This is a genomic window from Jiella avicenniae, assembly GCF_021390325.1.
Classification (GTDB): Bacteria; Pseudomonadota; Alphaproteobacteria; order Rhizobiales; family Rhizobiaceae; genus Jiella; species Jiella avicenniae.
The window spans coordinates 52628-76934 of record NZ_JAJUWU010000001.1 but is presented as its reverse complement, the minus strand read 5'-3'; the positions used below and the strand labels follow the sequence as shown (position 1 = coordinate 76934).

Here is a 24307-nt window from a genome sequence, read left to right as displayed (position 1 = left end):
TCACTTGTTGGCCGGCGCGTCGTAGGCGCGCCGGAAGGCGAAGAAGGCGGCCGTTGCCGTGGCGACGACGAGCGTGACCAGGCCGAAGCCGATGATGATCTGTTCCGGCGTCAGATCCGGAAACCAGCCGAAGGCTTTCAGCGTGCCGGCGATGGCGGTCGGCGTCCCGATGCCGGCGATCGAGCCTTGCGCCGCCCCCTTGGCCGCGCCGATCGCCTTGCTCACGCTGGCGATCAGATCCGGCGCCGCACTGCCGGCCCGATCACGCGGCGCCGGCGACGGGACGGGCACGGGCGCCGCCTCTTCCGGCGACCAGGCGGTATCGGGGATCTTCGCCCAGCGGCGCCAGGCGGCCGCCAGCTTGTCGTCATAGCCGTTCTTCTCGAAGCCGGGGCCGTTGTAGCCCCGCGCGAAGCCGCGCCAGTCGTGGCGGCGCAGCTCGTCGTCGAGCCCGGCCGAGACGATGAATTCGACCATCGCCTTGAGATGGTTCTCCTCGTCGGCCATGAACGCCGTCACCATCTCGTCGACGGTGTCGTATCCGGCGAGTTTGTGGTTGAAGCCCATCACCTGGCCGAGCCCCCACGATGCCGCGCGCAGCGCCGCCGTCGCGTCGATCGCCATCGCCTGTTTCAATCGCGGATAGCTGTCGGCCGGATAGTTCCGCCGCCACTTCGGATAGGCGAGGCCGAGGCGCTGTGCCTCGCCGCGCTTGCCCTTGGGAAGCTCGCGCCAGAAGATGTGCGGCTCGAACAGCATGCGCGGACGCCCGAGGGCGTCGAAGCCGTGCCCGTTCGTCTCGGCATCGAGCACGGCGTGGATCTCGTCTTCGCCGACGCCGATCAGATGCCCGAGCCGCGGCAGATCGAGATCGTCGATCCGCTTGGCGGCGCCGCGGAAGTTCCGAAAATCCATGGATTGCTCCTCGCCTACGCAGCCTCAGCCGAACACGCGCCAGTCGGTGGCGGAAAAATCCGTATCGGACGGACGCCAGGGCACGACCGAACCGTCGACCAGCGTCAGCGCGAACATCGGCTGGCTCGCCTTTGCATCTTTACCGGGAGACCAGTGCGGCTCCCAATAGATCGACATGCCGTCCGCCCAGGCGTCGCGCCGGGCCTTGCCGCCATTGCGGACGGCGGCGAATGCCTTGCCGAAATCGCAGGCCTCGTCGCCCGTCCCGGCGGGCCGATAGTTCGCTTGAAACTCCGCGTCGGAAAGGATCGCCCAATCGGCCTTGAGTTCGACGCCGTCCGTGACCCAACGGCCGATCGGGACGAGCCATTGACCGGGGCGCATGAGGACGGCACCGGCGAGGGTCGCAACGCTGACGGCCTCGGCTTCGTCCGCCAGCTTGAGGTAGGCGCTGTCGCCGAGGCCGGCAGCGGCAATGACCTCTGCGGCGCTCTCGGCCCCGCCGGTGAATTGCACCGCGTCCACGACGATGGGAATGCGTTCGTATTTCCGCATGGCGCGGGACCTTTCTCTGGGGTTAGGCGGTCCGATATTCGGCTTCGAAGAGGAAGCTGCTGCCCGCCTGCACGTTGGCCCAAGGCAGTGCGCCGCCGGAGTTGCCCGAAGCCGCCCTGATGTAGAGGGCGATGGCCGAGTTCAGCATCACCCCGTTGGATGGCGCGGCAGCGCCGAACCCGGTGGCCTGCTCGACGCGGACGATCTGATCGCCGGGAGACGCCGGCAACGGCATTCCGGGAATGACCAGGCTGGTCGCGCCTGCGCCTCCGGTCCCGACGTCGCCGACGGTGAGCCGGCCCCACAGCTTGCAGCGCTTGCGCCGGGGGTCGTAGACGTAGTTTGCGGTCTGCACCGCATAGGTGACGCCGGTTGCAGGTGTCGCCTGGTTCAGCGTCGGCACGGCCGTCTTCTTGACCGCCGGGCCGGTGAGCCGGCCATTGTCGACGATCTCGTATCCGGGCTGCAGGTTCCCGGTTCCGATCGAAGGTGTGCCGTTCGGCGTGTACCGATCGACATAGTTCTGCCCGTCGCCGCCCGTCGTCTCGTCGACGATGCCGTAACCGTTCGCTCGGACGGTCAAGTCGTCGATCGTGTTGTACATTGCATCGCCGGTGAACTTGACCGCCGTGGATTTCTTCGTCGGCGACGTGTAGTGCCCGCCCATCGGGATTTTCACGCCACGGACAGTCACGTTCCGGGTGTTGTGTAGTTGCAAAAATGTCTCTGCGTCGTAGGTGAGCTGCCCCGGATTGACGCTTGGCGGAATGCCGAGCAGAAGCGTCCCCTCCGAGATGAACAGCCCGGCAAGATTGCCGACATACATCGCCGTCTCGAAGGCGTTGATGTCGAAATCGCTGAGATATCCCCCGAAGCCTTTGATGTACCCCGTGGCGTGAACCGGACTGGTGTGGTCGATGTAGACGCCACGGCGTGGCCCTCCGGCACCGCCGAAACGCTTGCCGAATACGCCCTCGCCGTCCCACGACGCCGCATTGAACAGGGCGAGGATGCCCGTATCCCAGGGTCCGGCGTAGTCGATGTTGAACCACTGCGGCCCGTAGCAGTTCAGGAATGTGAAGCCGTTTCCGGCCTCGAAGAACTTTTGCTTGTACTGCTTGTCGTAGAACAGGTTCGTGTTGGCCCACGCGTTGCTGATGCGCGGTATCCACAAATTTTCGAAGCGGAAGCCGGCTTTCCAGCGACCGCGTATCTTGCCGCCGAACGGCAGAGACCCGCCGACGTTGATCATGTCCCATACCCACGAGGGTTGCCGTGGCGAGCCCCATCCAGCCCCGCCGGGCGTGACATTGGCGACGACCTCCAGTCCGATGCCGGAGGTGTTGGACGCGAGCGCGTCCGTCGCAGGATCGTCGTCGGCGTGGGCAGGCTGCTCGCTGAGGATCGTGAAGCCAGCGCCGCCGCCGACCTGGTTGTTGGCCTGCGGCTCGATGTAGATGCCGGCGTCCGTCACGCCCTCGGGAAAGACGATCTGGCTTTGCCTCAGCCCGTTGCTCACCCCGAAGATGCCGAATGTCGTGTAAGGCTTGTAGCTGGCCGTGGACGGAGGAGCATCGAAGATGCGCGTCAGTCTCTCCTCGCTGTAGACCGGATAGATGGGGAGCTGGCAGACCCCGAAATAATCCTCCTTGGCGATCGCCACGAAGTCGTTCCAGGCAGCGTTCATGTTGCCGCCGGGCTTCAGCGGCCCGAACTCTTCGAGCTTGTAGAGCCCGCGCTTCGGCCGATAGTGCCGCCCCTTGGCGTCGGTCCGCTTGAGCGGAAACGTCGGCTCGGTGTCGACGCGCTCCCAGGCGATGGAGGCCGGCGGCGAGGTCGGGTGTCCGAGGACGTTGATGACCGGTGCGGGGAACGCCGTATCGACGGCCGCGATGTCGTCGGGCGTCGCGACCGTGAGCACGTTGCGCTCGGCGAACAGGTCCTCGACGCGGCGGGCGTAGCGGGTGGCGTTGCGCTCGAACTCCAGGAGGTCGTCGGACCCGGCCGCGCTCGGCAGGCCGGGCCGGGACAGCCACCAGAAACGTTGACCGGACGCGTCGTCGAAAAATCGGCTGGACCCGGTGTCGGCCGGAACGAAAAACCCGCCGAGGCCATCCTCGACTGCAGCCTGTCCGTAGACGTAGATCGGCTGCCCCTCGGGGATCGTCAGGCCCGCACCGTCCGCGCCCCGGATGATGTCGATCGTCGCGTAGATCGGGACGTTGCCCTGGTTGACGTAGTCGACCAGGCGCGCCCGGTAGTCGGCGACGATCGCCGCATCTGCGGCGAGGCGAGCGGCGGTCTCGGCAGCATCCGCGGCGCTCCGCTGCTGGCTTTCCGTCCGCAGGGCCTCGGTGAGGACCGGCAGCCCCGCTTCGACGGCAGCGACGTCGCGGCGTTGCTCCTGCGCGATCATCGTCAGATAGTCGAGATCGGCGTTGATCTTCGCCGTCGCGAAGGCGAGCCCCGGCAGGAAGTCCGACCGCCGTTCGACCGGCGAATGGCCCTGCATCGTGTAGACGTCTCCGTCGAGCGACGGCATGACGAGCTGCAGCGATCCCCCGCTCTCATCGCCCGGCCCGGTCGGAAACACGTAATCGACGTTGAGCGTCAGCGTTTCAGTCGCGCCGCCACGCTCTCGCAGCACCCGCATGGCCGCTTCGCTGCGGATTTCGAAATCGTAGTCGAGCACCGTGGTATTGGCCGGCGGGGCGGCGATCACCTGACGGTCGTCGGAATAAAGCGGCGCGTTGCTCATGGCCGGCGACCGTAAGCGGGCCGTCGCGGCGTCATGTTTCCGATAAAAGTGGAGCGGTGTCCGGAGGCGGCAGGCAGGCAGGCCGCCTCCGGAGGCCGGCAGATCGGGTGAAACGCCGGCGGGGCGCGGGCGGCAGGTGCCCGCCGCGCCTTTCTACCGGCGGGCCGGCGCCGTCATGTTTCCGCTATGGCGGCAAGATCGATCCCGATCCCGCGCTTCGATCCGCCGGGGATGCGCATCGTCCGCCGCGTCCAGGCGAAGCGCCCGCCGGCGAGTGCCGCGTTCCAGCGCCCGTCCGCCCATGGCGTGCCGGAAAAGTGCCGCGACAGCGCCGGATGCTGGTTCGGCACGAAGAGCTGGAACCCCTCCTCCCGCGTTCGCGGTCCGACGATGCCGAGCCCGGCGGAAAACAGCGCGTCCCGTTCTGGCACGCCGGCGCCGATCGCCGCCCGGATCGTCAGCCCGTCTTCGATCCGCGCGGCGAGGAGGTGATCCAGACAGGCGGCGGCGTTCCGCGCGCCGGCCTCCGCGTCGCTCGCCGGCGCGTCCATCGCCGGCAGCTCCAGCCGGTGCCACAGCGCCCGCGCATTGTCCCGGCCGAACAGCCGCAGCGCCAGCCGGACCGCCGCCACCTTCGCCATCAGCGGCGCTTCGGTGTCGACGATCGCCGCCGGCGTCGTCTCGTAGCGGCCGGTGCGGCGGATCGCCGGGATGACTTCATGCGCCAGCCAACGCTTGAACCGTTCGGCCGCCGGCTTGCGGGAGCGGAAGACCAGGCGGTAGACGCCGGGCTCGGAGATGACGACCATCGTCTGATGTCCCGAGGGGGTACCTACAGTACAGGTACCCCTCTCGTCGCCGTCGAGGCTATCGAGCGCTTGATGGTGCTTTTCGATTTCGAGGCAGCGGCACACATCCTTGCCGGCGAACCACGGCTCACCGTCGCGCTCGACGACGCGCACCAGATGTTCCTCGAAGGCAAAATTGGCCAGCCCGCTCAAGCGTCCGCCTCCGGCAGCATCGAATGGGCCAGCGCGATGGCCTCGTCGTGCGTCGCCTCGCAGCCGTTCCACGGCGAGCACCGGTCGAAGATCAGATAGGCGAAGCGCCGCTGCGCCTCCTCCAGCGTCTGCGGCCGATGCCGCAGGAGATCGAAGAAGGCGGCGTCCTGTTCGGCGAAGGCCGCCCGCATCGCCGCCGTCGCGGCTTCGGTCATCGCGATTTCTTCGATGTCGGCCGCCGCGTTGTAGGCCTCGGTCAGCGCCTTGTGGCGCCGGATCAGCGCCTCCATCGGCGACGGCGCGACGGTGCCTGCGATGGCATTGGTGAGAACGACGGCCCCGGCGATGTGGCCGAACAGACCACGACGGGTTATAGGCTGCACAGCCTCGGACATGGGTTGCTCCATGGTTCGTGGTTAGAGCCGGGCGCGAAGTTGCCTCTTCCGTCCGGCTCGTCTATATTTCTGACATCAACAATGGATTGTCAATGTCAGAAAATAAGAACCCAGTTGGCCGCCCAGCGATCAATGCGACGCCAATCACAGTTCGGGTTCCGCCTGAATTGCTGGCCGCGCTCGATCGCGTCATGCCGGAGATTGGCGCGGAGACTCGACCTGAAGCTGTACGGATGATATTACGCGACTGGCTGGAAGGTTTTGACGAGAAGCGCGATGGACGAGCAAGAGCTGATTGAGTTCTTAAACCAGCCGTCAGAAACTCCACCGTCAGCATCTGAGCAGGTTTTTGATTGGCCTCAGAAAGGTCACGACGCCAAGTATGGTGGAGGATTCTACTTCGAAAAGCCGCGCCTTCCGGCAAACATTACATATGCGGGAGGGACAGAGCCTTCGTTTTGGGGTGACCTCCGTTCGGAAATCGTTTTCGAGGGCACTAAGGTCTCGCGGGCACTGCATCTTGATCAAATGCCTTGGCCCGCATTGATCGAAACCATCACGATCGCTGCGGCATTTTATCTGTTGTTCGCCAGGCTCAAGTCAGGGCCACGGCGAGGCTGAGTTTCCCCGGGTGCCCACCAGAATTCCTGGCCGAAGTTCCTGCGCCAGTATTGCTGCTGCCGCTTGAATGCTTTCTGCGCCTCCGGATCGACGACGGTCTGAAGCTGGTCGAGCACGTTCCGCTCGAAGGCGAGCTTCAGATACCAGATGTTCCCGCCAGGGATGGAGCCCTTGGCGAACTTCACCAGCTCGCGGCCGAAATGGGTCTTTTCCCCGCTGGCGAGCTGGACGAGGTTGCCGGCGGTGAGGTTCCGGAAATCGTTGATCTTGCCGACGGCCGGACCGGCGATCGTCGTCGCCATGCCGCCGCCGTAGCGATTGATGTCGGCAAACAGGAAATCCCCATAGATACCGAAGCCGCCGCCTTGGAGTGACGCCGCGGTCCAAAAGCTTGCCGTATCCATGTCGCGCGGGTCGCGGCCGTTGGCGACCTGTTTCAGCTGAATTGCGGCGGCGCCGAAGATGGTCGTCGTCAGCAGCAGCGATCCGGCATAGCCGGCGGCGCCCGTCTTGTCGCCGCCGGCGATCATCCGATGAATGCGCGCGCCGTGCAGCAGCAGGAACACCGTGCCGAAACTTTTGAACTGCGACAGGGACCGTGCGACCTCGCCGATGAAGGTTCCCGGTTGGACGTCGGAAATCAGCGCCGTGCGCGAGCGGTGCGAGCCGGACGGAATGGCGAATTCGGTCTCGGCCTGGATCATCTCGAGATAGCGCATGGCCAGCGCGTCGCCGCCCGCCTCGGCGATCTCCGCCGGTCGCAGCATGGCGACACCCCGGCCGGTCTGATGCAGCTTCGCGTTCTGCATCATCTTCCAGTCGAGTTCGGAAATTCCGTAGCGAGCGAACGTGTTGCGGAAGGCATCGGGCAGATCGGCGTAGGACTTCCCGACGAGCTTGGCCGCTTCGTACTGGAAGGACAGGCCGAAGGCGTGCTTGCCGGCCTGTGTCCATGGGGTGAGGCCCGAATAGGTCAGCACCCGATCGGCCAGATATTGCGACCAGGCCGGGCCGCCGAGGGTGCCGACATAGCGCGCCTGCGTATGCATGACGTGGGCGGCGCTGTCGAGGATCAGCCCGGCCGCGACGGCCTCGCGACGCGTCGACGGTATCGTCGCCGAGATCGCCTCCTTGATGGTGCTCGCCGCCGGAAGTCCGGCGAACTTGCGGGCGATCATCGCCGTGCCGAGATCGGAGACCGACGAAATCGCCGCCTGGCCGAGCACGCTGGCCGTGATCAGATTGCGAACCACGCCCATGCGGTTGGCCCACTTTGTGCTGACCGGTGTGTTCGCCGCGCCCCGGATCGACGCCCAGACGTCGTTGATGCGCTTGGTCATGGTCTTTGCCCGATCGGTGGCGTCCGATCCCTCTCCAGGGATACGTCCACGTCCGCCTGCGGCCTTAGATGCCGCTTCCTTCTGGATCGCCTGCCGCAGCCAGTTCATCGTCCCTTCCGGATTGGGGCCGAGGATTTCCATCGCCGCGATGTCGCGCGCCATCATGTTGATGTGGCCCATCATCGCCGCGAAGGCGTCGCCGCCGCCGAACATCTCCTGATAGGACAGCCAGTCGTCGGCCGAGCGGAACACCAGGAAGCGGTGCTCGGCGCGCTGATTGGCCAGCGAGCCGCGGCCGAAGGGCTGGCGCGAGGGTTCGCGCTTCGACCAGCCGTCGGTCGCGACGGTCTGCCAGATTTCATCCAGGATGCCGTCGATCTCGCGGGCGGTGATCGCCTTCCCTGTGAGCGGATGCGTCATCCGGCCGAGATCCAGCATCGGCCGGATCGTTTCCTTCCACTTCTCAGGCCCGACATTGCGCAGCGCTCGCGCGTCGTGATGCTGCGGCGCGCCCCAGTTCTCCAGCTTGCCGATGGCGCCACCCGCCGAATTGAACCGCTGCCGCAGCCATTCGGCCGTTTCCGTCCAGGCCTTGGCTAGGCCTTTCGCCGCCTGGTCGCCGCTGTCCTCGCCGAACAGCTCGCGCATCACGTTGCGCATGTCTGCGACGTTCCATCGCGCCTTGTCGCCGGCGAGCGCACCGCGCCGGAAGTGATTGAGAAACGTCTCCATCTTGGCGTGGGCCATACCCTGCAGCGCCCTCTCGCGCCCGGCGACGGACGCGAACTTCGCCGTCCCGAAATGCTCCAGCATGTCGAGCACCGCGGCCGAAATGTCCGCCTCGCCGCGCGCGTCGCGGTAGCCGGCAAGGTTCATCTCGATCTCGCGCAGCTTCTTCAGTGCGAGCTTGGCCTTGCGCTTCTTGTGTGCCGTGTCGGCCTTCAGCTCGTCGATCAGGTCCTGGCGCGCCTGGTAGTCGGCCGTGGCCTCCGCCCCGTCCGCATGACGCTTGCGAAAGTCCTCGAAGCGGGCCTTCAGCCGCTCGGCGTCCCGGCGGGAAATCTCCTCGCCGGCGACGGCGCTGTCGAGACAGGTAGCGAGCGACATGCGGCGTTCCTCAGATCCTGCAGGCTTCGATGACGCGGGCGGCATTCTCGTCGTCGGCGATCGCGGTGAGCCAGTCGCGCATCAGCATCACGTTGCCCTCGTCGTCGATGAACGGATAATCTTCCAGCCCAGCGATGTCCCGGTCGCCGATCAGATCCTCGTCGACGGTCGTCGCCGGGTCGTCGAGGCCGTCGGCCCTTGGTTCCGGACCGCGCGGCGCCATGGCGGCCGCGATCTCCTCGTCGCTCCAGCCCGGAAGGTTGGGAATGGGCTCGCCGTCGTCGCCGACGACGACGCGGGCGGTGCCATCCTCGGCGGTTTCCGCGACCTCGTATGTCAGCATGCGCTCGACCGCGTCGGCCGGGTGCAGGCCTTCGTCCTGGACGGCCCGCATCGCCTTGACGATCAGGTCGTCGGAAATTCCCGGACCGGAATAGCGCGCGACCTCCCGCGCCAGACCGTCGAGGTGGCCGCGTTCGGCGTCGATGTCCGGTGCGCGTGCGGCCGCATCGAGGCCGGGCAGGATCTCGCCGCCACGAAGATCTTCGTCGAGAAGATCCAACAGATCGCGCGGCGTCGAGCGCGCCATGGCTTCCTCGGGAGATCCATAGAGGCGATCGAGATAGCCGGCTTCGGCCGCCATCTCGCGCGCCCGATCGAGGGCAAGCCCGTCGTCCTTGATCAATCTGCCGGTGAAGCGCTCGGCAACCTGGCCGCCGGCAAGGGACGCCACGTCGCCCGTCTCGTCTTTCAGTCCGCCGGCGCGCATCAGGAAGCTCGAAAGCCTCGTCGCCGTGGGCGCGGCGGCGGCGCTGTCGGCCGGAGCCAGGCGATCGACGATGCGCGCGACCTGGTCGTCGTCGATCGGAAACGTCAGAAGTCCCGGGTCGTCGCCGTCCAGCGCTCGGCCTGCGGCGACGGTGGCGGCCTGGTGGCGGTCGGCGCGCATATCTGCCGGCCTGGCGGCGTCGACCAGCTGCACGCGGTCGACCTCGTCGAGCGCACCGCGAGCCTCGGCCGGAAGCGCCTCGCGGATCGGCTCCAGCATCTGGCGCTGTGCCGCCATGTCGCCAGCAAGCGCCGATCGCAATTGCGTTCCGGGATCTGCCGCCCGCGCGATCTCCGCCGCCATCTCGTCGCGCGGTCGTGCCCCGCGACGGCCGATCGCGCCGATCGCCTCTCCCGCCCCGCCGATCGCTCCACCGAGGAGCCCGCCGACGGCGGCCGCCATGGCGACATTTCTGGCCCCCTCGTCAAAGCCGGACGGCAAGCCGATCTTGCCGCGCCAGTTCTGGACGGCGGGCTGCAGAGCCGCTTCGACACCGCCATTGATCAGCGCCTCTCGCGTCGCGACCGACAGGATGCGCGCCGCGACCGTTCGTCCGGCGCCCGCTCCGCCGCCGAGCAGCATCGAGGGGACGAAGGTCGGATCGTACAGCGACCCCGCGCCGGCGCCGGCGATGACGGCGGACCATTTGGCGAGCCCGTCGCGGCTGTCGGCGAGCGTGGCCGATCGCCGCTCCGCCTCGACTGCGAGACTGGCGGCGTCGGCCTCGATCGACGTCTGCGGCTGGATCGCGTCTCGCGCTGCCGGATACTGCTGCGCGAGTTCGGCCAGGCGTCGTGTGAAAGCGTTGCGCTCCCGCTGGAAGATCGCCTGACGGCGATCGCTGGCCGTCTTCTGGCCAGGATCGAAGTTCAGCGCGTTGACAGGGCGCTCCGTTTCGAGACGTTTCCACTCCGCATCTGCCCGGCGTTCGGGGTGTTCGAGCGTCACGCCCGTCGCCTTGCGAACCGCTTCGATGCGACGATCGTAGGCCTCCACCAACGCCTGCTCGCCGGAATTGATGCTGTTGGCGTAGCGCTGGCTCTCGACGGCCGCGCTGGCAATCTCGGCCATCGTCGCCTCGCCACCGGCGAAGGTAAGACCACGCGGCAGCCTTGGCTTCTCGAAGAAGAAGCTCATCGCGCGACCTGTTCCGGGTTCTGCGCGTCGAACAGACTTTCGCTCCAGGAACGGCCGTCGTCCACCGCGCCGACGCCGCGCTCTCTCTGGCTGTCCGTCAGCGCCCTCAGATCGAGTGTCCACGGCTGCCCGTCGGCGCCGAGCACGTAGCGGGGATCGTAGGACGACGGGTCGCCGAGCGTCATGTGATAGAGCCCGTCGCCGGCGGCGACGAGGCGGCCATTCCTGAGATCCTTCGGCCGGATCGGCACGCCGTTGACGCTCTTGATCGGCGCCTGGGTGGCGAGATCGTCCTGTGAAAGGTTCCAGATCAGCGGCTCGACCGCGTCGGCCATCATCATCGCCGGCGCGATCGTCTTCACCCCGTTGACCGAGACGATGCCGCCCATCTTGACGTCGCCGACGCTGTGGCCGCCGGCGGCATCGTCGAGGCTCTTCAGATAGAGGTCCTGGGCTTCCGAGCCCGGCTCGTCGAAATCGTCGATCGAAAGGCCCTGCCGGCGGGCTCTGGCCTCGAACAGCAGCGCGGCCGTCTGCGTGATTGCCATCTGCGTGTCGGGCATCTGCGCCAGCGCCGCGCCGAGCCCCGTGCGCGCCACGTCGGCGAGCTGGGCCGGCGGCGGCAAGGTCTTCTCGTACCCGTCGAGCTTGCGCCAGGCGAGCGCGTCGGCGACTTCCAGCGCCACCGTCTGGCTGCCCGTCGCGTCGTAGAGCCCGGCCACATGGGCGACGACTGGGGCATCCTTGGAGATTTCCTTCAATGCCTGGGGCGTCTTGTCGCCGAAGGCTTCCCGGAGAGCGCCCGCGACGACGGGCAGGTTTTCCGGATTGTCTTCGAGGCTGCGCGCCAGCGCCGTCTTTTCCGCCGGCGTGAAATACTTCGGCTCGGTCCCGTAATGGGCGCCGATCGCCTCCGCATCGTTGCCGCGCTCGACGAGGCTCTTGACCATCCCCTCGGGCGAAGAGAAGTCCAGCGGCTCGATCCTGGCGACGCCGGCGCGGTCCGCCCATCCGACGGGATCGTCGGCGAGGCCCTTCGCCATTTCGCTCTTCAAGCTCTCCATGACGTCGAGCGTCGTCAGAGCTGCGGGCGTCGCGCCGTCCTGGACCATTCGTGTCTTGAGAGCGCCGATCTGCGCGTCGACCACCTGCGGCCGGGCGCCGATATGCGCCCGCTGCCAGTTGGCGAGACCGTCGAGAAAGTCGAGGTTCTGGGCGAGCGCCGGATCGTCGGTCGTGGCAACCGCCGCCCGCAATGCCTGGCGTCGATCGTCCGGAACCGGAAACCCCTTCTTCAACAGGCCGATCTGTCCGGTGATTTCCTTGTCGATGGCGCGATTGCGTTTGTCGGCCGCGACCTGATCCGCCTCGATCCGCCGCGTCATGTCGGCCGTGATCCGGTCGTAGCTTTCCGCGTCGACCTTGCCGCCGAAGCCTTTGCCGTCCTGCCATTCGCGCTGGAACGTCTCGGCGAAGCGGGCGCGAGAGACCGCGTCAGGCTGGTTGTCGAAACCGCCGGCGATGCGCGTGGAAAGCACGTCGGTCTCGATCTTGCGGCGCAGCCGGCCCTTCTGCACCTCGCTCAGGGCCGAGCCGGAGATCTGCCGGTCCATCGCTTCCATCTCCGCCGCCAGGGCGGCGTCGGCATTGGCGTCGGTTCCGGCGATCCGGGCGATGCGCAGCGCGTTGTCCTGGCGGCTGGCGAGCGTGTCTTCGAACACCGCCTGGCGCTGATCCTCGAAATTCTGTTGCCAGCGCGTCGCGGCCGAACGCACCAGGCCGAGCTTGCGCCGCTGGAAGGCGCCTTCGATCATCGCCGCCTCGCGGGGCTCCAGCCCCTCGCGATAGCCGCCGCGCAGGGCGTCGAGCGCGGTGGAGAGCGCCGCCGGGTCGTCGGGCGTCTGCATCGCCAGCGCGTCCATCTGGGCGCTCATGGCGGTTTCCAGGCGGTCGAGATGCATCCCGGTCACGGCGGCGTTGAATGCGTCGCCCCGGATCGTGCCGGGCCGCATCCGCTTTGGAGCGACGTCGCCCGGCGTCAGATGGACGTCGATCGCGGGCGGCGTTCCCGCCGTGCCTGGAGTGCCGGGTTCGAAGCGCGCAGGCGCCCCGGCGATCGTCCCCTCTGCCGGGGATAGCGCGGCCGCGGCAGTCGGAGCCGGCGCCAACGCCTCGCCGGCTCCGGCCAGTTGCCGAGCGTGCTTCAGCCGCTTCGACCAGGCATGGCCGCCGCGCGGATTGCCGGGCGTCCAGCCCTGCGGCCGCTCGAAGCCCATGAAGGCCGCCGTCGCCTGTTCGACGTCGGCGGCGGACGCCAGCGCCTTGCCCGCCGATCGCTCGCTCGTGCGCAGCTCGTGCATCACGTAGTCGAGCTGCGTCTCGACCATGTCGGGGCTGCGGCCGGTCGACGCCGCGAAGCGCTTCAGGCCGGCATAGCGCGCGCCGCGCCATTGGAACATGCCGAACGCGGTGCCCTGGTCGCCGACGGCGCCGACGGGCCTGAGATTGCTTTCCTGAATGCCGTGGCCGACGATCGCCGCCGATTGATGCGGCTTCAGGCCGAAGCGGGTTTCCAGATACTTTTTCGCGAAGGCGGCGCGCGAGACGAGATCGCCTGTCAGCGGCGCCGTCGATCCGGCCGATGCCGCGGTGTAGCGGCCCGGCGTTCCGGCCGTTCCCGGCGTGCCTTCCTTGAAGGCGAAGTCGACGCCCGGCATCCGGACGCTGGCCGCCGCCGCAAAGCCCGCTTCCTGGCCTTCCCGCGCCGCCTGCTGATCGGCCATGCGGCCGAGCCGGTCGGCGATCCGCCCCGATGCGGATGCCAGCGATGACCAGACGTCGGCCGCGCCGGTATCGACGAAGCCGGACACCGCCCCGCGACGCGGTGCCTGGGCGGCGAACTCGGGAATGCGCGCCATGGGTCAGCCCCGCCTGTGAATGTCGATGGCGCCGTCGGCGAGCGATCCGGCGGCGCCGATATATCCTTGAGCAGCCGCATTGGCGCCGCGCGAGCGGAGGTTGCGCGCGCGGCGGCGTCCGGCGAGCGTGTTGGCGCCGGCGGTCGACGAATTGATCGACAGCTCGTTTTCCGCGTCCCGCGTCGCCTGGTCGCGCGCCGCCTGCGCCGAGACCGAGCCGAGATCGACGCCGCTCGATGCGAAGGCCACGGTCTGGTTGGCGATCGTCGAGGCGAGTTCGGCGCGGATCGCCGCCGAGGTTTCCTTGCCCTCGATATACTCGTTGCGGGCGCTGAACTCGGCCTCCTGCGCCTGTGCCTCGGCCTCCCGTTTGGCGGCCTGGCCGGCACCGATCGAGGCGACGGCGGAAAACACCGTGCCGGCGCCCGACAGCAGCGACAGCGTGCTGGCGCCGGAAACGGCCGTTCCGACCGCGCCAGCCGCCGTCCCGGCACCCGATGCGGCAGACGCAAAGAGGGCTCCGACGAATTCCATTACATCACCACGTCTTTGGTCACGGATCGGACGGTGAGAAAGCCCGGCCGCAGCTGCGTGACCGTGACGGTCGCGGCGTCGGTGAAACCATGCATGCCTTCGGCTTCGCAAAAGCCGGTGAAGGGCGCGTCGAGCGGAGCGCGATCGAGGATCGTCTCGTCGTTGGCGGCAAGCGGCATGTCGAAGGGCGCCGACCCGTTGCAGGCGATCGCCAGGCTCGTCGTCTCGACGACGGAGAGCTTGGCGCGGACGACGCGCTTCAGCCGCGCTTCGCGCTGGTTGGTTTCCTGCTCTCGGCGCACCGGCTGATCCGTCGCCGTCGCTGGCAGCCAGGTCCCGACGCGCACCATGCCGCTGACCGGAACCGGCAGCGTCACCTGGCCGGCGGTGACGGTCACCGGGCCGATGACCTGTCCCTCGGCGACGATCCAGACGGAGCGGCCCTCGAAGCGGGCGGCGACCGTGAGCGTCGCCGACGGCGTGACGACCTCGAATTCCGTGCCCTCGTCGAGAAGCTTGATCGGTGCGAAGCGCTCCAGCCGGATATCCGTGCCGCCCGGTCTCTCCCGCTCGCAGAGAAACCACAGATCGTTACTGCGATCGACGACGGTGGAGACGAACTTGCCGTCGGTCCGCCACGGCGCGAAGCCGGACACGTCCTGCGTCCGCAGGATGGTCAGCGCCGTGGCCGTGCCGTCGGCATTCGCCATTACGGCGAGGTCGGCATCGATGCCGTTGGCGGACCGGCGCTTCGCCATGTCGACGACGCCGTCGACCAGGAAGGCCGACAGGACCGAGGCGTTGCCGGCGGTATAGTTCTGGTCGATCTCCGAATAGGAGAGGAGCCGCAGCACCTCGCCGCCCTTCTCGACGTAGAGGATGGCGTCGTCCGTCTGGACGGGCGGGACGCCGGGCTCGATGCCGGGCGACGGCGAACGGACGATGTCGGGAGTTTCCTCGGCGCTGAGCTTGCGGTTGCCGTAGAAATAGACCGCATCGGTCGAGAACATGATCAGCGTCCGGCCGAACAGCGCGTCGACGATCGCCGCGCCCTCGCTGTCGGCGATGTCGTAGACCAGCGCCGAGACTGCCGTCTTGATTTCCGAGGACAGGTCGAAGGGCTGCGAGGTCACCGAGGAGAGCTGTGTCGCCGGTCGCGACCGAAGCCCGAACATGTTGAGCCGGCCCATCGCGAAGCGTCCGACGGCGGGAAAGCCGCGTGCGGACGAAATGATCGGCTCGCCGCCGGGCTTGCCTTCGCGGAGCGTCCGGATCGAAACGAAGCCCTCCGCCTCCTGGTTGGTGCCGATCATCGTGAGGACATTGCGTTCCTTGGTCTTTTCTGACGCGAACTCGACCTGGAAAGTGTCATTGTCGTCGCCCGTGACGATCAGTCCCGGTCCGACGTTTGTAAGCCCTTCGAGGGCTGCCTTGACGGCTTCGTTCGAGGCCGTGCTGATGAGTGTGGTGATTTCGCCTTCGAACGTCAGATCGTAGGTATTGGTGCTGTAGCCCTTTATCTCCTGGATCTCATTGACGCCGTTCGTGTACTGCGCCCCGTAATCGACGTTCGGGATGTTGGTGAACGGCGCTCGGGCGATATTCCACTCTCGGTCGTCGCCGAGGCGGAGCATCTTGCGCGGAGCGAGATCCGGGTGAAACAACAAGATGCTGTCGTAGCTCGCCTCCATCTGCACGCTGCGCACCTCGGGCGAACCGAGATAGGACGGTATGGACGCCTGCCAGATGCCGGCGACGAAGATGTCGATCGTCTGATCCGTGACGACGAGCTGGAAGGACGTGCCCTCGGCGTCGCGTGCCGCCCTGACGACGGCCTTCGAATTGTCCGCCCGTTCCGACCACAGGGAAATACCGGAGAGCGACACCGTCCCGCTGGCCTTTGTCGCGTCCAGGCAGACGCGATAGCGGCTGAAGGCGCCGATCGCGTTTCCCGGCGCGCCGACGGAAAATCGTCGGCTGCCGCGATTGCGCTCGATCTGCGCGCTGAGAGCGCGGCCGAAGGTGCGCCAGGTCGCGCCGTCGAGATATTCCACGATCAGCGCGCCGGCGCCCCCGCTGTCCGATACGGAGACGTCTTCGACGTCGAGGAACGTCAGGGATCGCGCCGTCGGCAAGGTGACGTCGGCGATGACGAAGCGATTGCCGGCGGCCTCGTCGGTGACCGTCTTCTGCGAAGCGACCAGAGTGGCCGCCGATCCGCCGTTCGGCATCGCGACCATCGCGGCCGTCAGCGCGATCTTGTCCAGCCGCCGGCGCACCCGGCCGAAATCGTCGGTCCCCCCGCGATCGGTATAGCCGCCTTGGGGCAGGATCACGATGTTCTCGCCGGCGGACAGCGAACCGGGAACGAACTTCGTGTCCCGGCGCTCGGTCATGTACGGGTCGAGGACGCCATAGGTGTGCGACGCCTGGACGGTCGTGATTTTCACCATGTCCAGCCCGCTCGAGCGTCGTCGGCGTCATAGCCGTGTCGGGTGCTGGTGAGGGGATCGAAGCCGCCCGCCGGTTGGTCTCCCGGCTGCGACTGGGCATCGAGAGCTGCCGCGACCGCGAACTGTCCGCCCTCCCCCTGATATTCAGGCGGGCCGTAGCAGTCGCGCCGCAGCCGGTCGCGAAGCGTCACCTCCTCGCGGATCTCCAGCGCATATTCCGCCGCCAGCGCGAGAACGACCAGCTCGCGGAAATAGCCCGGCCAATAGCGCGGATCGGCTCGGAAGCGATATTCGGCGAACAGGACGTCGCTGTCGGCGTAGACCTCGTCGAGCGCGAGTTCGAAGCGTGACGTCGGGCGGTCGTCGCCGGCGCTCTCGTAATAGGCGCGCGGCGGATCGAGGCGGTCGGGCGGCAGCATGAAGGCCGATTTCCACCCCTTCGGTGGAGTCTTGCCGAGGCGGGTCAGCGCGGCGAAGCGCTTGGCGAAATGCCAGGGGTATTTCGACAGGAGATCTTCGAGAACGCTGTCATAGGTGTGCAGAACGCCGACGCCAGCCGGGCCGGGCTCGGCTTCCGACTGGACGGCGAGACATCCGATGCGCGACAGCGCGCGGTTGATGATGGTGACCCGGTTCATGGCGACAGGGCGCCCGCGTCGGCCGCGGGCGCCCTCCTCCTCAGGCGACGGTCTGCTTGGCGACCGTCACGGTGGTCGAGGTGCGCGCCGTGACGATGTACATCTTCAGTTTCGGCGTGCCCTCCATGTCGATGCGGGCGGTGATGATGTCGCCCTTCTTCATGTCGTAGGCGAGCGCATTGAAATAGCCCGCCGCCTCGACGGTCGCCGCGTCGGCGCTGGTCGCCAGTTCCCAGTTGCTGGGCTGGATGATGTTGGTGCCGCTGCCGTAGCTGACGCCGGCGCCCTGACGGCGGATGTGACCGCCTCCGATTTCCCTCATGGTTCTGTCCTCTCAAACGGTTTGAATGGCGCCGGCGGTCTCGCCGGCGGCGATGGCGATCAGGGGTTCGGCAGGACCATCGTGTCGGCGTCGTATTTCGCCGCGATCTTCACCGCGCCTTCCGGCAGCAGCAGCTTGGAGCCGATGCGCATGCGCATGTTGTGGGTCCAGCAGTCCTTGCGGTTGTCCCAGACGACCGAGCCGGTGAGCTGGCGGACGTAGCCGAAGCCCATCGACGTGCGGTGCCACATCAGGCACGTGGCCTCGCCCGCCGCGTCGTTCTCCCGCAGGATCTTGTCGGAGAGCTGGAAGTAGTGAACGCCGTTCCAGGTAAGCGCCAGCTTGCCCTTGGTGAAGGGCAGCATCGGCCCGGTATATTCCGACGCCGAGACGCGCTTGTCGGCCGAGAAGATCGTCCAGGAAACGCTGTCCATGGCACAGAAGGTGTTGCCGTCCTGGACGTCGACTTCGTTCACCATCAGCACCTGGCGTGCCTTGAGGGCGAGGTTGACGGAGAAGAACTCCGCCGGGTCGCCGACGGTCTGCGTCGAGGCGTTGAGCGCCCGGATGATCGTCTTGTCGTGGACGCGGCCGAGCGCCTTGGAGGAGCGCATCGCGACCGCCTGCTTGCGGTCGACGGTCATCTGGTCGAGATCGTCTTCGAAGACTTCCTCGAACGCCCGCGACTTCTTGGTGTCGACGGCGACGGTCGTGTCGTTGGCGTTCTGCGGGCGCGCCTCGTCGCCACGCTTCACGTCTTCTTCGGCTTCGATGATGCCGAAGATCGGGAAATGCATCTTCTCGCCGGTGATCTTTTCCGGCGGCGTCGTGGTGTTGCGCAGGGCGAAGCCGCCCGCCTGGTAGCGGTGCAGCGCCGTGGATTTCCACTGTTGGACATAATGGTTGGGTGCGGTCTGAGACATCTTGGCTTCCCGAAGGGTTGAGGGGTCGTGTCCTCGGGAGCCGAGTGCCGTCGGGCTTGATGCGGGCCTGTCTCAGAAAAGCCGGGTGCCGCCGCCGTTTCGGGTCCATCTACCGATTGGCGAGGGACGGTAAGGCGGCGGCTGTGGCGTCATGTTTCCGGGCGTTCAGTCCGGATAGAACTTCTTGAACATCGCGTCCGTCTCCTGGGCGAAGGCCGGATCGTATTTGTCGCCCATGATGTCGTTGCGCGGATCGGCGATGCGCGCGTCCAGCACGGCCTTCGTGATCGTTGGCTCGCCGCCGGTCTGGCCACCCGGATTGACCGAGCCGCCCATGCCCGAGGTCATGAAGCTCTCGATCACCTTGACGCCGGCGGCCGTCGTCGTCAGGAGGCGCATTTCCGTCTTCATGCCGTCGTCGAAGCCGCGCTGGCTGGAAAGCTGCGCGATCCAGCGATCCGCCGCGGCGACGCGCTCGGCGCCCTTGGCTTCCTTCGCCTCGTCGGACCCGGCGAAACCCTGCGGCGCCAGCGCCCGCATCTCCGCCCGCGTGTCGTGCGGCGGCTCGATCACGCCTTTCTCGATCAGCGCCTCGAAGAACTCCGGCACCGCCTTCATGTTCTCGTCGTTCATGCCGTGCTTGTGCGCGATCGAGCGGAACAGCGTCGCCGCCTCGTCGTCTTCGGCGATGGACAGATTTGCCTTGACCTTGTCGCTCCAGGCGAACGGCTGATAGGCCTCGGGCTTGTCCGGCGCCTTCGACTGTTTGCCGAGCGCTTCCCGCGCGCCCTTGTAGGCGTTCCAGATTTTGTCGATCGTCTCCTGGTCGTTCTGACCGAAGAGATGATCCGGGACGCCTTCCGGCTTGTGCAGCGAAGGTTGCGCCCCGTCCGCGCCGCCGATCGGCTCCGACGGATTGCCGGCGTTCGACGGCGCACCGCCGGGCTGCCCCTGTTGACCGGATTGACCGTCGCCGTCGCCAGGCTGGGCTGGCGACGGATCGAGGCCGTAGCCGCCGTCGTCGCCACCGCCACCGCCACCGCTTTGGCCGTTGCCGTCGTCCGGTGCGAAGACGATGCGCGGGCCGAAGGGCATGGCGGCGAGAAATGCGAGCGAGCCCGCGCATGTGATGATGTCTCGTTTTCTGGTCATGCGTCCTGCCTCACGATGGTGTCCTTGTTGTCCGCGAAGGCGATCGCCTCGAGGATCCCGGCGACGAAGTTGTTTTCGGTCTCACGGACGATGGTCGCGACCGTCAGCGTCTCGAGGTGGGACGTTTCGAAAGCGGCGCCGTAGATGCGCCGTCTGAGCGTCCGGTCGATCAGGATGTCGAGGCACTTGCGTCCCTGCGGCGTCGAGAAGGTGTCGCGGAAGATGTCCGCCTCTTTCTTCATCGCCGTCCGGTGCGCGTCGATCTGGCCCCTGAGATCGGCGGGCGAAGCCTCCATTCCGGCAAAGCCGCCGCCGAGCATGCGCGACGCCATTTCGAGAAAGTCCGCCGTCGAGGGTTCCGGTCCGCCGGCCTCCTCCTCGGGTTCCACGCCGTGCCTGTCCTGGCCGTCTTCGGTCATGTCCTGCCTCCTGCCTCCTTCGTTCAGCCCGCCATCGCCGGCGCGCTCTGCTGTTGCGATGGATCGCCGGCGCCGGCGCCGAGACCGGCGGCCGCCTGGGCGGGCTGCTGGGCCTGGGCGATCAGCGCTGCGACCATCTGCTGGATTTTCTTCTTGTCGGCCTCGGACCGGATGTATTTTTCCGAGATGCCGAGCTTGCGGCCCATGTCGCCGAAGATGTCCTCGATCTTGGCGCTCATCATCATCATCTGCGGGCCGCCGAGCGACAGGATCATCTGCAGCCATTCGACCAGGGACGAGACGTCCTGCGCCTGCTGCATCTTGGCGATCGGTGACGTCACCTCGACCTTGAACAGCAGCTGGTCGATCGTCAGCGGGCTTTCGATCAGCTTGAACCGATCGAGAATGTCGATCACCCGCTGGATCAGCGGGCGGATGATTTCGAGGACCAGTCGCGCATAGGCGCCGGAGAGGTCGGCCGAAAGGCGCTTCATCCGCTCGACGATCTCCGTGGCCGAGCGCACCGCGCCGCTGTCGGGCGGCAGCGTATCGTCGAGCATCATCTGTTTCAGCGCTTCCCGCAGGTCCTGCAGGATGATGTTGGAGATGTCGAAGCGGCCCGGCACTTCCAATTTGGCGATCGAGGCGCCCATGGTGCCGCCGGTCGATGCCACCTTCCACATCGCGCCGGGGACCATGCGCGCCGTCTTCGGGTTGAAGACGCGGTCGTTCTTCACCATCCACAGGCCGAGGATCGCGAAGGCGGCGGCCTTCAGCGTCAGTTCGGTGACCTTGTTGAGCGTCTTCGCCGTCGGCAGCCCCATCGAGCCGGGGCCACGGCCCATCGGCTCGCCCGGCACCTTGTAGAAGCGCGGCGTCAACCAGGGGCAGGTCTTTTCGGCGATCTCGTAGAGCGGCCCCTCGTCTTTCAGCTTGCCCTTCCGCCAGGCCGTGAAGTTCCACTGCCCGGTCGTGCGGTTGAATTCGCTCGCCTGGACGATCGTGACCGGTTCGGCCGGGCTGTCCTCGACGAGTTTCTTCAGCTCGGGCGACATCTTCGTCTCGGGCCACAGCCCCTCGACGTCCGACGCGTCGAACTGCTTTTCCCAGTAGACGGCGTTGACCTTGCCGCGACCGTCCTCGGAAAGTGCGATTTCGGCGACCGGCACGGCGGTGAACGAAACGATGTCCTGTTTGTCCGGCAGCATGAGGAGCGCCGCCGTACCGCCGAAGAGGTCGAGATACATCTCGCCCGAGGCCACCGCGAAATTCGCACCTTCCAGGACGGCCGCGATCTTTTTCGAGACCGTCTCCAGCTGCTCTTCGATTTCCTTTTTCTCGTCGCCGGTCTTTTCCAGATAGGGGCCGGTCTTCAGCTCGAAGAATTTCTGGAACGACGGCGTGACGTCCTGCTGCATCCGACCGGCGAAGCGGAAGGCCGCCTTGGTCGCGGTGGCGTCGTAGATCTTCTCGACGCGCTTTTCCGAGCCATGGACGGGCTGCGTGGCTGGCTTCCGATAGGGCAGGACGTAGTCGTACAGCTCGTCCAGCATTTCCTTGGCTGGCCGGCACTTCTCATAGGCTCTGGAGCTGCGCTTTTCGATGGCTTCCGGGTCGGCCAAGCATCAACCCCCGGTCGTTTGTTTGCCGTCGCCCTGGTAGGACAGGGATCGCCGCAGCGACTGCGCGCGCGAGACCAGCGCGAGCTTCTTGTCCTCCTCGGCCTCGTCGCGATTGGCGCGGGTCTCGCGATCGCGCTGCATGGCCTTTTCGGCCTCGGTCGGACCTTCCGGCTTCTTGGCACCGAAAAGTTTGCCGATCGCGTCACCCATGGGTCTGATCCTCGCCCGATCTCGATGGGCGCGCAGCCTACGGGCCGGAACGAACCGTCATGTTTCCCGCCAGGACGGCGGCGATCGCCCGGCGCTCGGCCGTCGGCAGCAACTCGATGGCGGCGAATGGAGGGCGGACCCAGCTGCGGCGCGACGTGACGCCGAGCATCTGGTCCGTCGGCAGGAAGCCGCCGCAGAAGGCGAGCCGCTGGCCCGGCAGGTTGCGGTCGTCTATCCGGGCGAGGATGACGCGATCGGGAAAGACGGACCGGATGCGGCGCGTCAGAAGCCGCAGCACCGCGGCCGCCTCCGCCAGGCGCCGGAAGCCGGGTGGAACCGTCATCCACAGTTCGAGCATGCCGGCCTCGATCGGCACGAAGCCGACGATCGCCAGCGGGCGGTCGGCGCCGAGAACGGCGAAGCTCGGCCCCATCGCCGTCTGCGCCGCCAGCCGCCGCCACACGCGGAGCGGCAGGCTCGGCCGCATCAGGGCGGCGATCGCCGGCGTCGCTGCGACGATCGTCAGGCCGTCAGACGGCATAGACGTTGAAATCCGTCGACGGCGTGACGCTCGATCGCTCCTCGTCGTCGTCGAGCGGCGGACCGCCATTGTGCCCCATGCCCGTCAGCAGTCCCTGCGTGATGCCTTCGATGCCCATCAGATCTTCGATCAGGTACTGCAGCGCGTCGTGGACGTCGGCAAACTCGTTCTTTTCCGGCTTCGGATCGAGGCTGGTCTCGACGCCGTTCTTGCGCACTTTGAAACGGTAATGCGAGTTGAACCCCTTGCGCAGCATCTTGCACCGCGACGAGACGATCAGAGCCGGTTGACGACCGTCGATCGAATAGCGCAGCAGCTGCGACACGCCGTCATGGCGAAGCTTGATTTCCTGGCTGGGCGCGGCCGCGATCGGCATGCCCATCTCGCGCTCCATGATCTGATGCCAGGAATAGTCCCCGCCTTCCGTGTCCGCCCCCGCCAGGCCAGCCGGGTCGCAAGTTGCCCAATCGACGGAAAAACCCTGGTAGCGGCTTTCGAGGAGGAGCCGGCATTCATGGCCGAAACGCGTCGGCCCCATCCGGCCGACATAGAGTTCGTCGAGGACACGAAGCTGGCCGGACGGCGTCCATTGCGCCACGATCATCGCCGGACCGCGGACGCCCTGATCGAAGCCGAGCCGCAGGCCGAGGCCCGGAAGCGGTTTCAGCTCGTCGCCGGCGAAATGCCGGTCGTCGTCATATTCGGGAAAGCACGGCGTTCCGTCCCGGGACGGCCCGTAGCGTCCCTCGACCATGCGCTTGACCCACCACGGCCGGTGCTGATTGAGCCGCGCGATCTCCTGATATTCCGCCAGCGTCACGCCGGATCGGTTTTCGCCGCGCGGCGACAGGCCGGACGGTTGGTGAAACATCTTGTGGCCGGACGGCTGCAACTCCTCGAACGTCTGGTAGATCCAGCTATCCGTGTCCGGCGGGTTGAGGTCGCCCGTGACGCCGACGAAGTAGTTGCGATCGCGTTCGGCGAAGAAGCGCTTCGGCGGAAAACGGCGCTGGACGACGCGGCCGACGAGATAGGTCAACACGTCCTCTGCCAGGCGGTCGGCCTCGTTCATGTTGGCCATGGTGAACTCGATGCCGCGAAGCACGTCCTCGACCTTGTGGTCCTCGATCGCCATGAACCAGATCTCGAAGACCAGGAACCCGCCGTCGGGCATCTCGAAGCGCAGCTTGTGGATGGCCTGGCGGCCCGGTGAGCCTTTCCAGTCGCCGACGCCTTCCGGGAACCACTGCCACCACGATGGAATGGTCGTTCGCCACAGGTCGGTGTAGTTTTCGCGCAGGATCAGGCCACGGAAGAGGCGGTTTCCGGCGTTGCTGCCATAGCTGCATTTCGGCATTTGCGACGCGCAGGTGATCATGTCGAAGAAGACGAGGTTCGTCTTGCCCGATCCGATCGGACCTTTGATGAAGCGGACCGCTTCTCGGCTCGCCAGGAACTGCGAGGCTACGTCACCCGGCGGCGTATAAGTACGGACGTCGAGCCCCGCCGTCATCGAGCGATCCCCCGGCTCTTATAAGCGGCGTCGAGATGGGCGCGGATGCTGGCGCGCATGGTCGCGCAGACGCCCTCCACAGACCGCCCCTTGGCCAGTTGCGCTGCGATGGCACTTGGCACATAGTTGAACGGCGCGTCCGCCAGGATCGCGCGGCAGGAGCCAGGCAGGCTATCGAAAATCGTCATCTCCGCGCGCATGTCGGCATCGACATGCTTTGCGCCGAATTTGCCGCCGGCATTGTGGCGGCTGGCGGCAGGCCTCACCCCCGACCCCTCCTCGCTAGCGCTCGTTTTCGATTTTTCAGTCTGTCCAATCAGGCCGATTTGACGGCCTAAAACCGCACAGCGGTCCACCGATCCGGGAAGGGAACCGCGTTTCGGGGGCACCCCCCGGCCGCCGCC

Annotated in this window: 22 protein-coding genes; 2 read left to right on the top strand and 20 right to left on the bottom strand. The window is 66.8% G+C overall.

The genetic code is table 11. The features are described 5' to 3' along the window. From LZD57_RS00405 to LZD57_RS00385, 5 genes are all read right to left on the bottom strand, one after another. Positions 1-915 carry an N-acetylmuramidase family protein gene (locus LZD57_RS00405; protein ID WP_233717141.1) on the bottom strand — a complete coding sequence of 305 codons (915 nt, stop codon included), beginning with the start codon at positions 913-915 and terminating at the stop codon, positions 1-3. A gap of 24 nt (positions 916-939) precedes the next feature. Beyond that, positions 940-1470 (bottom strand): Thoeris anti-defense Tad2 family protein, encoded by a 531-nt coding sequence (locus tag LZD57_RS00400; protein WP_233717140.1) that lies wholly within the window; start codon positions 1468-1470, stop codon positions 940-942. A 22-nt stretch (positions 1471-1492) separates the two neighbouring features. Beyond that, a complete protein-coding gene (locus LZD57_RS00395) occupies positions 1493-4228 on the bottom strand; it encodes a hypothetical protein (protein ID WP_233717139.1) in 2736 nt (911 codons plus the stop codon). A gap of 173 nt (positions 4229-4401) precedes the next feature. After that, the gene (locus LZD57_RS00390) at positions 4402-5229 is read right to left on the bottom strand and encodes a BRO-N domain-containing protein (RefSeq protein ID WP_233717138.1); all 828 of its coding nucleotides are present in this window, start codon (positions 5227-5229) and stop codon (positions 4402-4404) included. After that, entirely contained in the window at positions 5226-5624 is a 399-nt protein-coding gene (locus tag LZD57_RS00385; RefSeq protein ID WP_233717137.1) for a hypothetical protein, read from the bottom strand. The genes LZD57_RS00390 and LZD57_RS00385 overlap by 4 nt, the downstream gene beginning before the upstream one ends. 92 nt (positions 5625-5716) lie before the next feature. Between LZD57_RS00385 and LZD57_RS00380 the strand changes: the two genes are divergently transcribed. Further along, entirely contained in the window at positions 5717-5923 is a 207-nt protein-coding gene (locus LZD57_RS00380) for a ribbon-helix-helix domain-containing protein (protein WP_233717136.1), read from the top strand. Continuing rightward, positions 5901-6245, top strand: coding sequence for a hypothetical protein (locus tag LZD57_RS00375; RefSeq protein WP_233717135.1), 345 nt, complete (start codon positions 5901-5903; stop codon positions 6243-6245). The genes LZD57_RS00380 and LZD57_RS00375 overlap by 23 nt, the downstream gene beginning before the upstream one ends. Here LZD57_RS00375 and LZD57_RS00370 read toward each other — a convergent pair. The 15 genes from LZD57_RS00370 to LZD57_RS00300 all read right to left on the bottom strand — a co-directional run bounded on the left by LZD57_RS00370 (position 6200) and on the right by LZD57_RS00300 (position 24169). Next, positions 6200-8692, bottom strand: coding sequence for a hypothetical protein (locus LZD57_RS00370; protein WP_233717134.1), 2493 nt, complete (start codon positions 8690-8692; stop codon positions 6200-6202). The two genes, LZD57_RS00375 and LZD57_RS00370, sit on opposite strands and share 46 nt — an antisense overlap. A gap of 10 nt (positions 8693-8702) precedes the next feature. Beyond that, entirely contained in the window at positions 8703-10658 is a 1956-nt protein-coding gene (locus LZD57_RS00365) for a hypothetical protein (protein WP_233717133.1), read from the bottom strand. After that, the gene (locus LZD57_RS00360) at positions 10655-13576 is read right to left on the bottom strand and encodes a phage tail tip lysozyme (protein WP_233717132.1); all 2922 of its coding nucleotides are present in this window, start codon (positions 13574-13576) and stop codon (positions 10655-10657) included. Before LZD57_RS00360 ends, LZD57_RS00365 begins: the two co-directional genes overlap by 4 nt. A 3-nt stretch (positions 13577-13579) precedes the next feature. Beyond that, positions 13580-14110, bottom strand: coding sequence for a hypothetical protein (locus LZD57_RS00355; RefSeq protein WP_233717131.1), 531 nt, complete (start codon positions 14108-14110; stop codon positions 13580-13582). Next, positions 14110-16563 carry a phage tail protein gene (locus tag LZD57_RS00350; RefSeq protein ID WP_233717130.1) on the bottom strand — a complete coding sequence of 818 codons (2454 nt, stop codon included), beginning with the start codon at positions 16561-16563 and terminating at the stop codon, positions 14110-14112. Before LZD57_RS00350 ends, LZD57_RS00355 begins: the two co-directional genes overlap by 1 nt. Further along, entirely contained in the window at positions 16557-17201 is a 645-nt protein-coding gene (locus LZD57_RS00345; protein ID WP_233717129.1) for a phage connector family protein, read from the bottom strand. Before LZD57_RS00345 ends, LZD57_RS00350 begins: the two co-directional genes overlap by 7 nt. A gap of 40 nt (positions 17202-17241) precedes the next feature. Beyond that, positions 17242-17523 carry a hypothetical protein gene (locus LZD57_RS00340; RefSeq protein ID WP_233717128.1) on the bottom strand — a complete coding sequence of 94 codons (282 nt, stop codon included), beginning with the start codon at positions 17521-17523 and terminating at the stop codon, positions 17242-17244. A gap of 59 nt (positions 17524-17582) precedes the next feature. Further along, positions 17583-18446, bottom strand: a complete 864-nt coding sequence (locus LZD57_RS00335; RefSeq protein ID WP_233717127.1) for a phage capsid protein — start codon at positions 18444-18446, stop codon at positions 17583-17585. 165 nt (positions 18447-18611) lie between these two features. After that, positions 18612-19598 carry a hypothetical protein gene (locus LZD57_RS00330; RefSeq protein ID WP_233717126.1) on the bottom strand — a complete coding sequence of 329 codons (987 nt, stop codon included), beginning with the start codon at positions 19596-19598 and terminating at the stop codon, positions 18612-18614. Continuing rightward, entirely contained in the window at positions 19595-20017 is a 423-nt protein-coding gene (locus LZD57_RS00325) for a hypothetical protein (protein WP_233717125.1), read from the bottom strand. Before LZD57_RS00325 ends, LZD57_RS00330 begins: the two co-directional genes overlap by 4 nt. Before the next feature lie 23 nt (positions 20018-20040). After that, on the bottom strand, positions 20041-21639 hold the full coding sequence (locus LZD57_RS00320) for a portal protein (protein ID WP_420844702.1): 1599 nt from the start codon (positions 21637-21639) through the stop codon (positions 20041-20043). A 3-nt stretch (positions 21640-21642) separates the two neighbouring features. After that, positions 21643-21849 carry a hypothetical protein gene (locus LZD57_RS00315; protein WP_233717123.1) on the bottom strand — a complete coding sequence of 69 codons (207 nt, stop codon included), beginning with the start codon at positions 21847-21849 and terminating at the stop codon, positions 21643-21645. Positions 21850-21886: 37 nt separating this feature from the next. Then, entirely contained in the window at positions 21887-22390 is a 504-nt protein-coding gene (locus LZD57_RS00310) for a hypothetical protein (protein WP_233717122.1), read from the bottom strand. Beyond that, complete coding sequence (locus LZD57_RS00305; RefSeq protein WP_233717121.1) at positions 22380-23903, bottom strand: hypothetical protein; 1524 nt, start codon at positions 23901-23903, stop codon at positions 22380-22382. Before LZD57_RS00305 ends, LZD57_RS00310 begins: the two co-directional genes overlap by 11 nt. Beyond that, the gene (locus LZD57_RS00300; protein ID WP_233717120.1) at positions 23900-24169 is read right to left on the bottom strand and encodes a hypothetical protein; all 270 of its coding nucleotides are present in this window, start codon (positions 24167-24169) and stop codon (positions 23900-23902) included. The genes LZD57_RS00305 and LZD57_RS00300 overlap by 4 nt, the downstream gene beginning before the upstream one ends. Positions 24170-24307: the final 138 nt, after the last annotated feature.

What these genes read in the sequence shown, in the direction of transcription:
- LZD57_RS00405 (WP_233717141.1), bottom strand. Translation starts at nt 915, where the DNA reads ATGGATTTTCGGAACTTCCGCGGCGCCGCCAAGCGGATCGACGATCTC.
- LZD57_RS00400 (WP_233717140.1), bottom strand. Translation starts at nt 1,470, where the DNA reads ATGCGGAAATACGAACGCATTCCCATCGTCGTGGACGCGGTGCAATTC.
- LZD57_RS00395 (WP_233717139.1), bottom strand. Translation starts at nt 4,228, where the DNA reads ATGAGCAACGCGCCGCTTTATTCCGACGACCGTCAGGTGATCGCCGCC.
- LZD57_RS00385 (WP_233717137.1), bottom strand. Translation starts at nt 5,624, where the DNA reads ATGTCCGAGGCTGTGCAGCCTATAACCCGTCGTGGTCTGTTCGGCCAC.
- LZD57_RS00380 (WP_233717136.1), top strand. Translation starts at nt 5,717, where the DNA reads ATGTCAGAAAATAAGAACCCAGTTGGCCGCCCAGCGATCAATGCGACG.
- LZD57_RS00375 (WP_233717135.1), top strand. Translation starts at nt 5,901, where the DNA reads ATGGACGAGCAAGAGCTGATTGAGTTCTTAAACCAGCCGTCAGAAACT.
- LZD57_RS00370 (WP_233717134.1), bottom strand. Translation starts at nt 8,692, where the DNA reads ATGTCGCTCGCTACCTGTCTCGACAGCGCCGTCGCCGGCGAGGAGATT.
- LZD57_RS00365 (WP_233717133.1), bottom strand. Translation starts at nt 10,658, where the DNA reads ATGAGCTTCTTCTTCGAGAAGCCAAGGCTGCCGCGTGGTCTTACCTTC.
- LZD57_RS00360 (WP_233717132.1), bottom strand. Translation starts at nt 13,576, where the DNA reads ATGGCGCGCATTCCCGAGTTCGCCGCCCAGGCACCGCGTCGCGGGGCG.
- LZD57_RS00355 (WP_233717131.1), bottom strand. Translation starts at nt 14,110, where the DNA reads ATGGAATTCGTCGGAGCCCTCTTTGCGTCTGCCGCATCGGGTGCCGGG.
- LZD57_RS00350 (WP_233717130.1), bottom strand. Translation starts at nt 16,563, where the DNA reads ATGGTGAAAATCACGACCGTCCAGGCGTCGCACACCTATGGCGTCCTC.
- LZD57_RS00345 (WP_233717129.1), bottom strand. Translation starts at nt 17,201, where the DNA reads ATGAACCGGGTCACCATCATCAACCGCGCGCTGTCGCGCATCGGATGT.
- LZD57_RS00340 (WP_233717128.1), bottom strand. Translation starts at nt 17,523, where the DNA reads ATGAGGGAAATCGGAGGCGGTCACATCCGCCGTCAGGGCGCCGGCGTC.
- LZD57_RS00335 (WP_233717127.1), bottom strand. Translation starts at nt 18,446, where the DNA reads ATGTCTCAGACCGCACCCAACCATTATGTCCAACAGTGGAAATCCACG.
- LZD57_RS00330 (WP_233717126.1), bottom strand. Translation starts at nt 19,598, where the DNA reads ATGACCAGAAAACGAGACATCATCACATGCGCGGGCTCGCTCGCATTT.
- LZD57_RS00325 (WP_233717125.1), bottom strand. Translation starts at nt 20,017, where the DNA reads ATGACCGAAGACGGCCAGGACAGGCACGGCGTGGAACCCGAGGAGGAG.
- LZD57_RS00315 (WP_233717123.1), bottom strand. Translation starts at nt 21,849, where the DNA reads ATGGGTGACGCGATCGGCAAACTTTTCGGTGCCAAGAAGCCGGAAGGT.
- LZD57_RS00310 (WP_233717122.1), bottom strand. Translation starts at nt 22,390, where the DNA reads ATGCCGTCTGACGGCCTGACGATCGTCGCAGCGACGCCGGCGATCGCC.
- LZD57_RS00305 (WP_233717121.1), bottom strand. Translation starts at nt 23,903, where the DNA reads ATGACGGCGGGGCTCGACGTCCGTACTTATACGCCGCCGGGTGACGTA.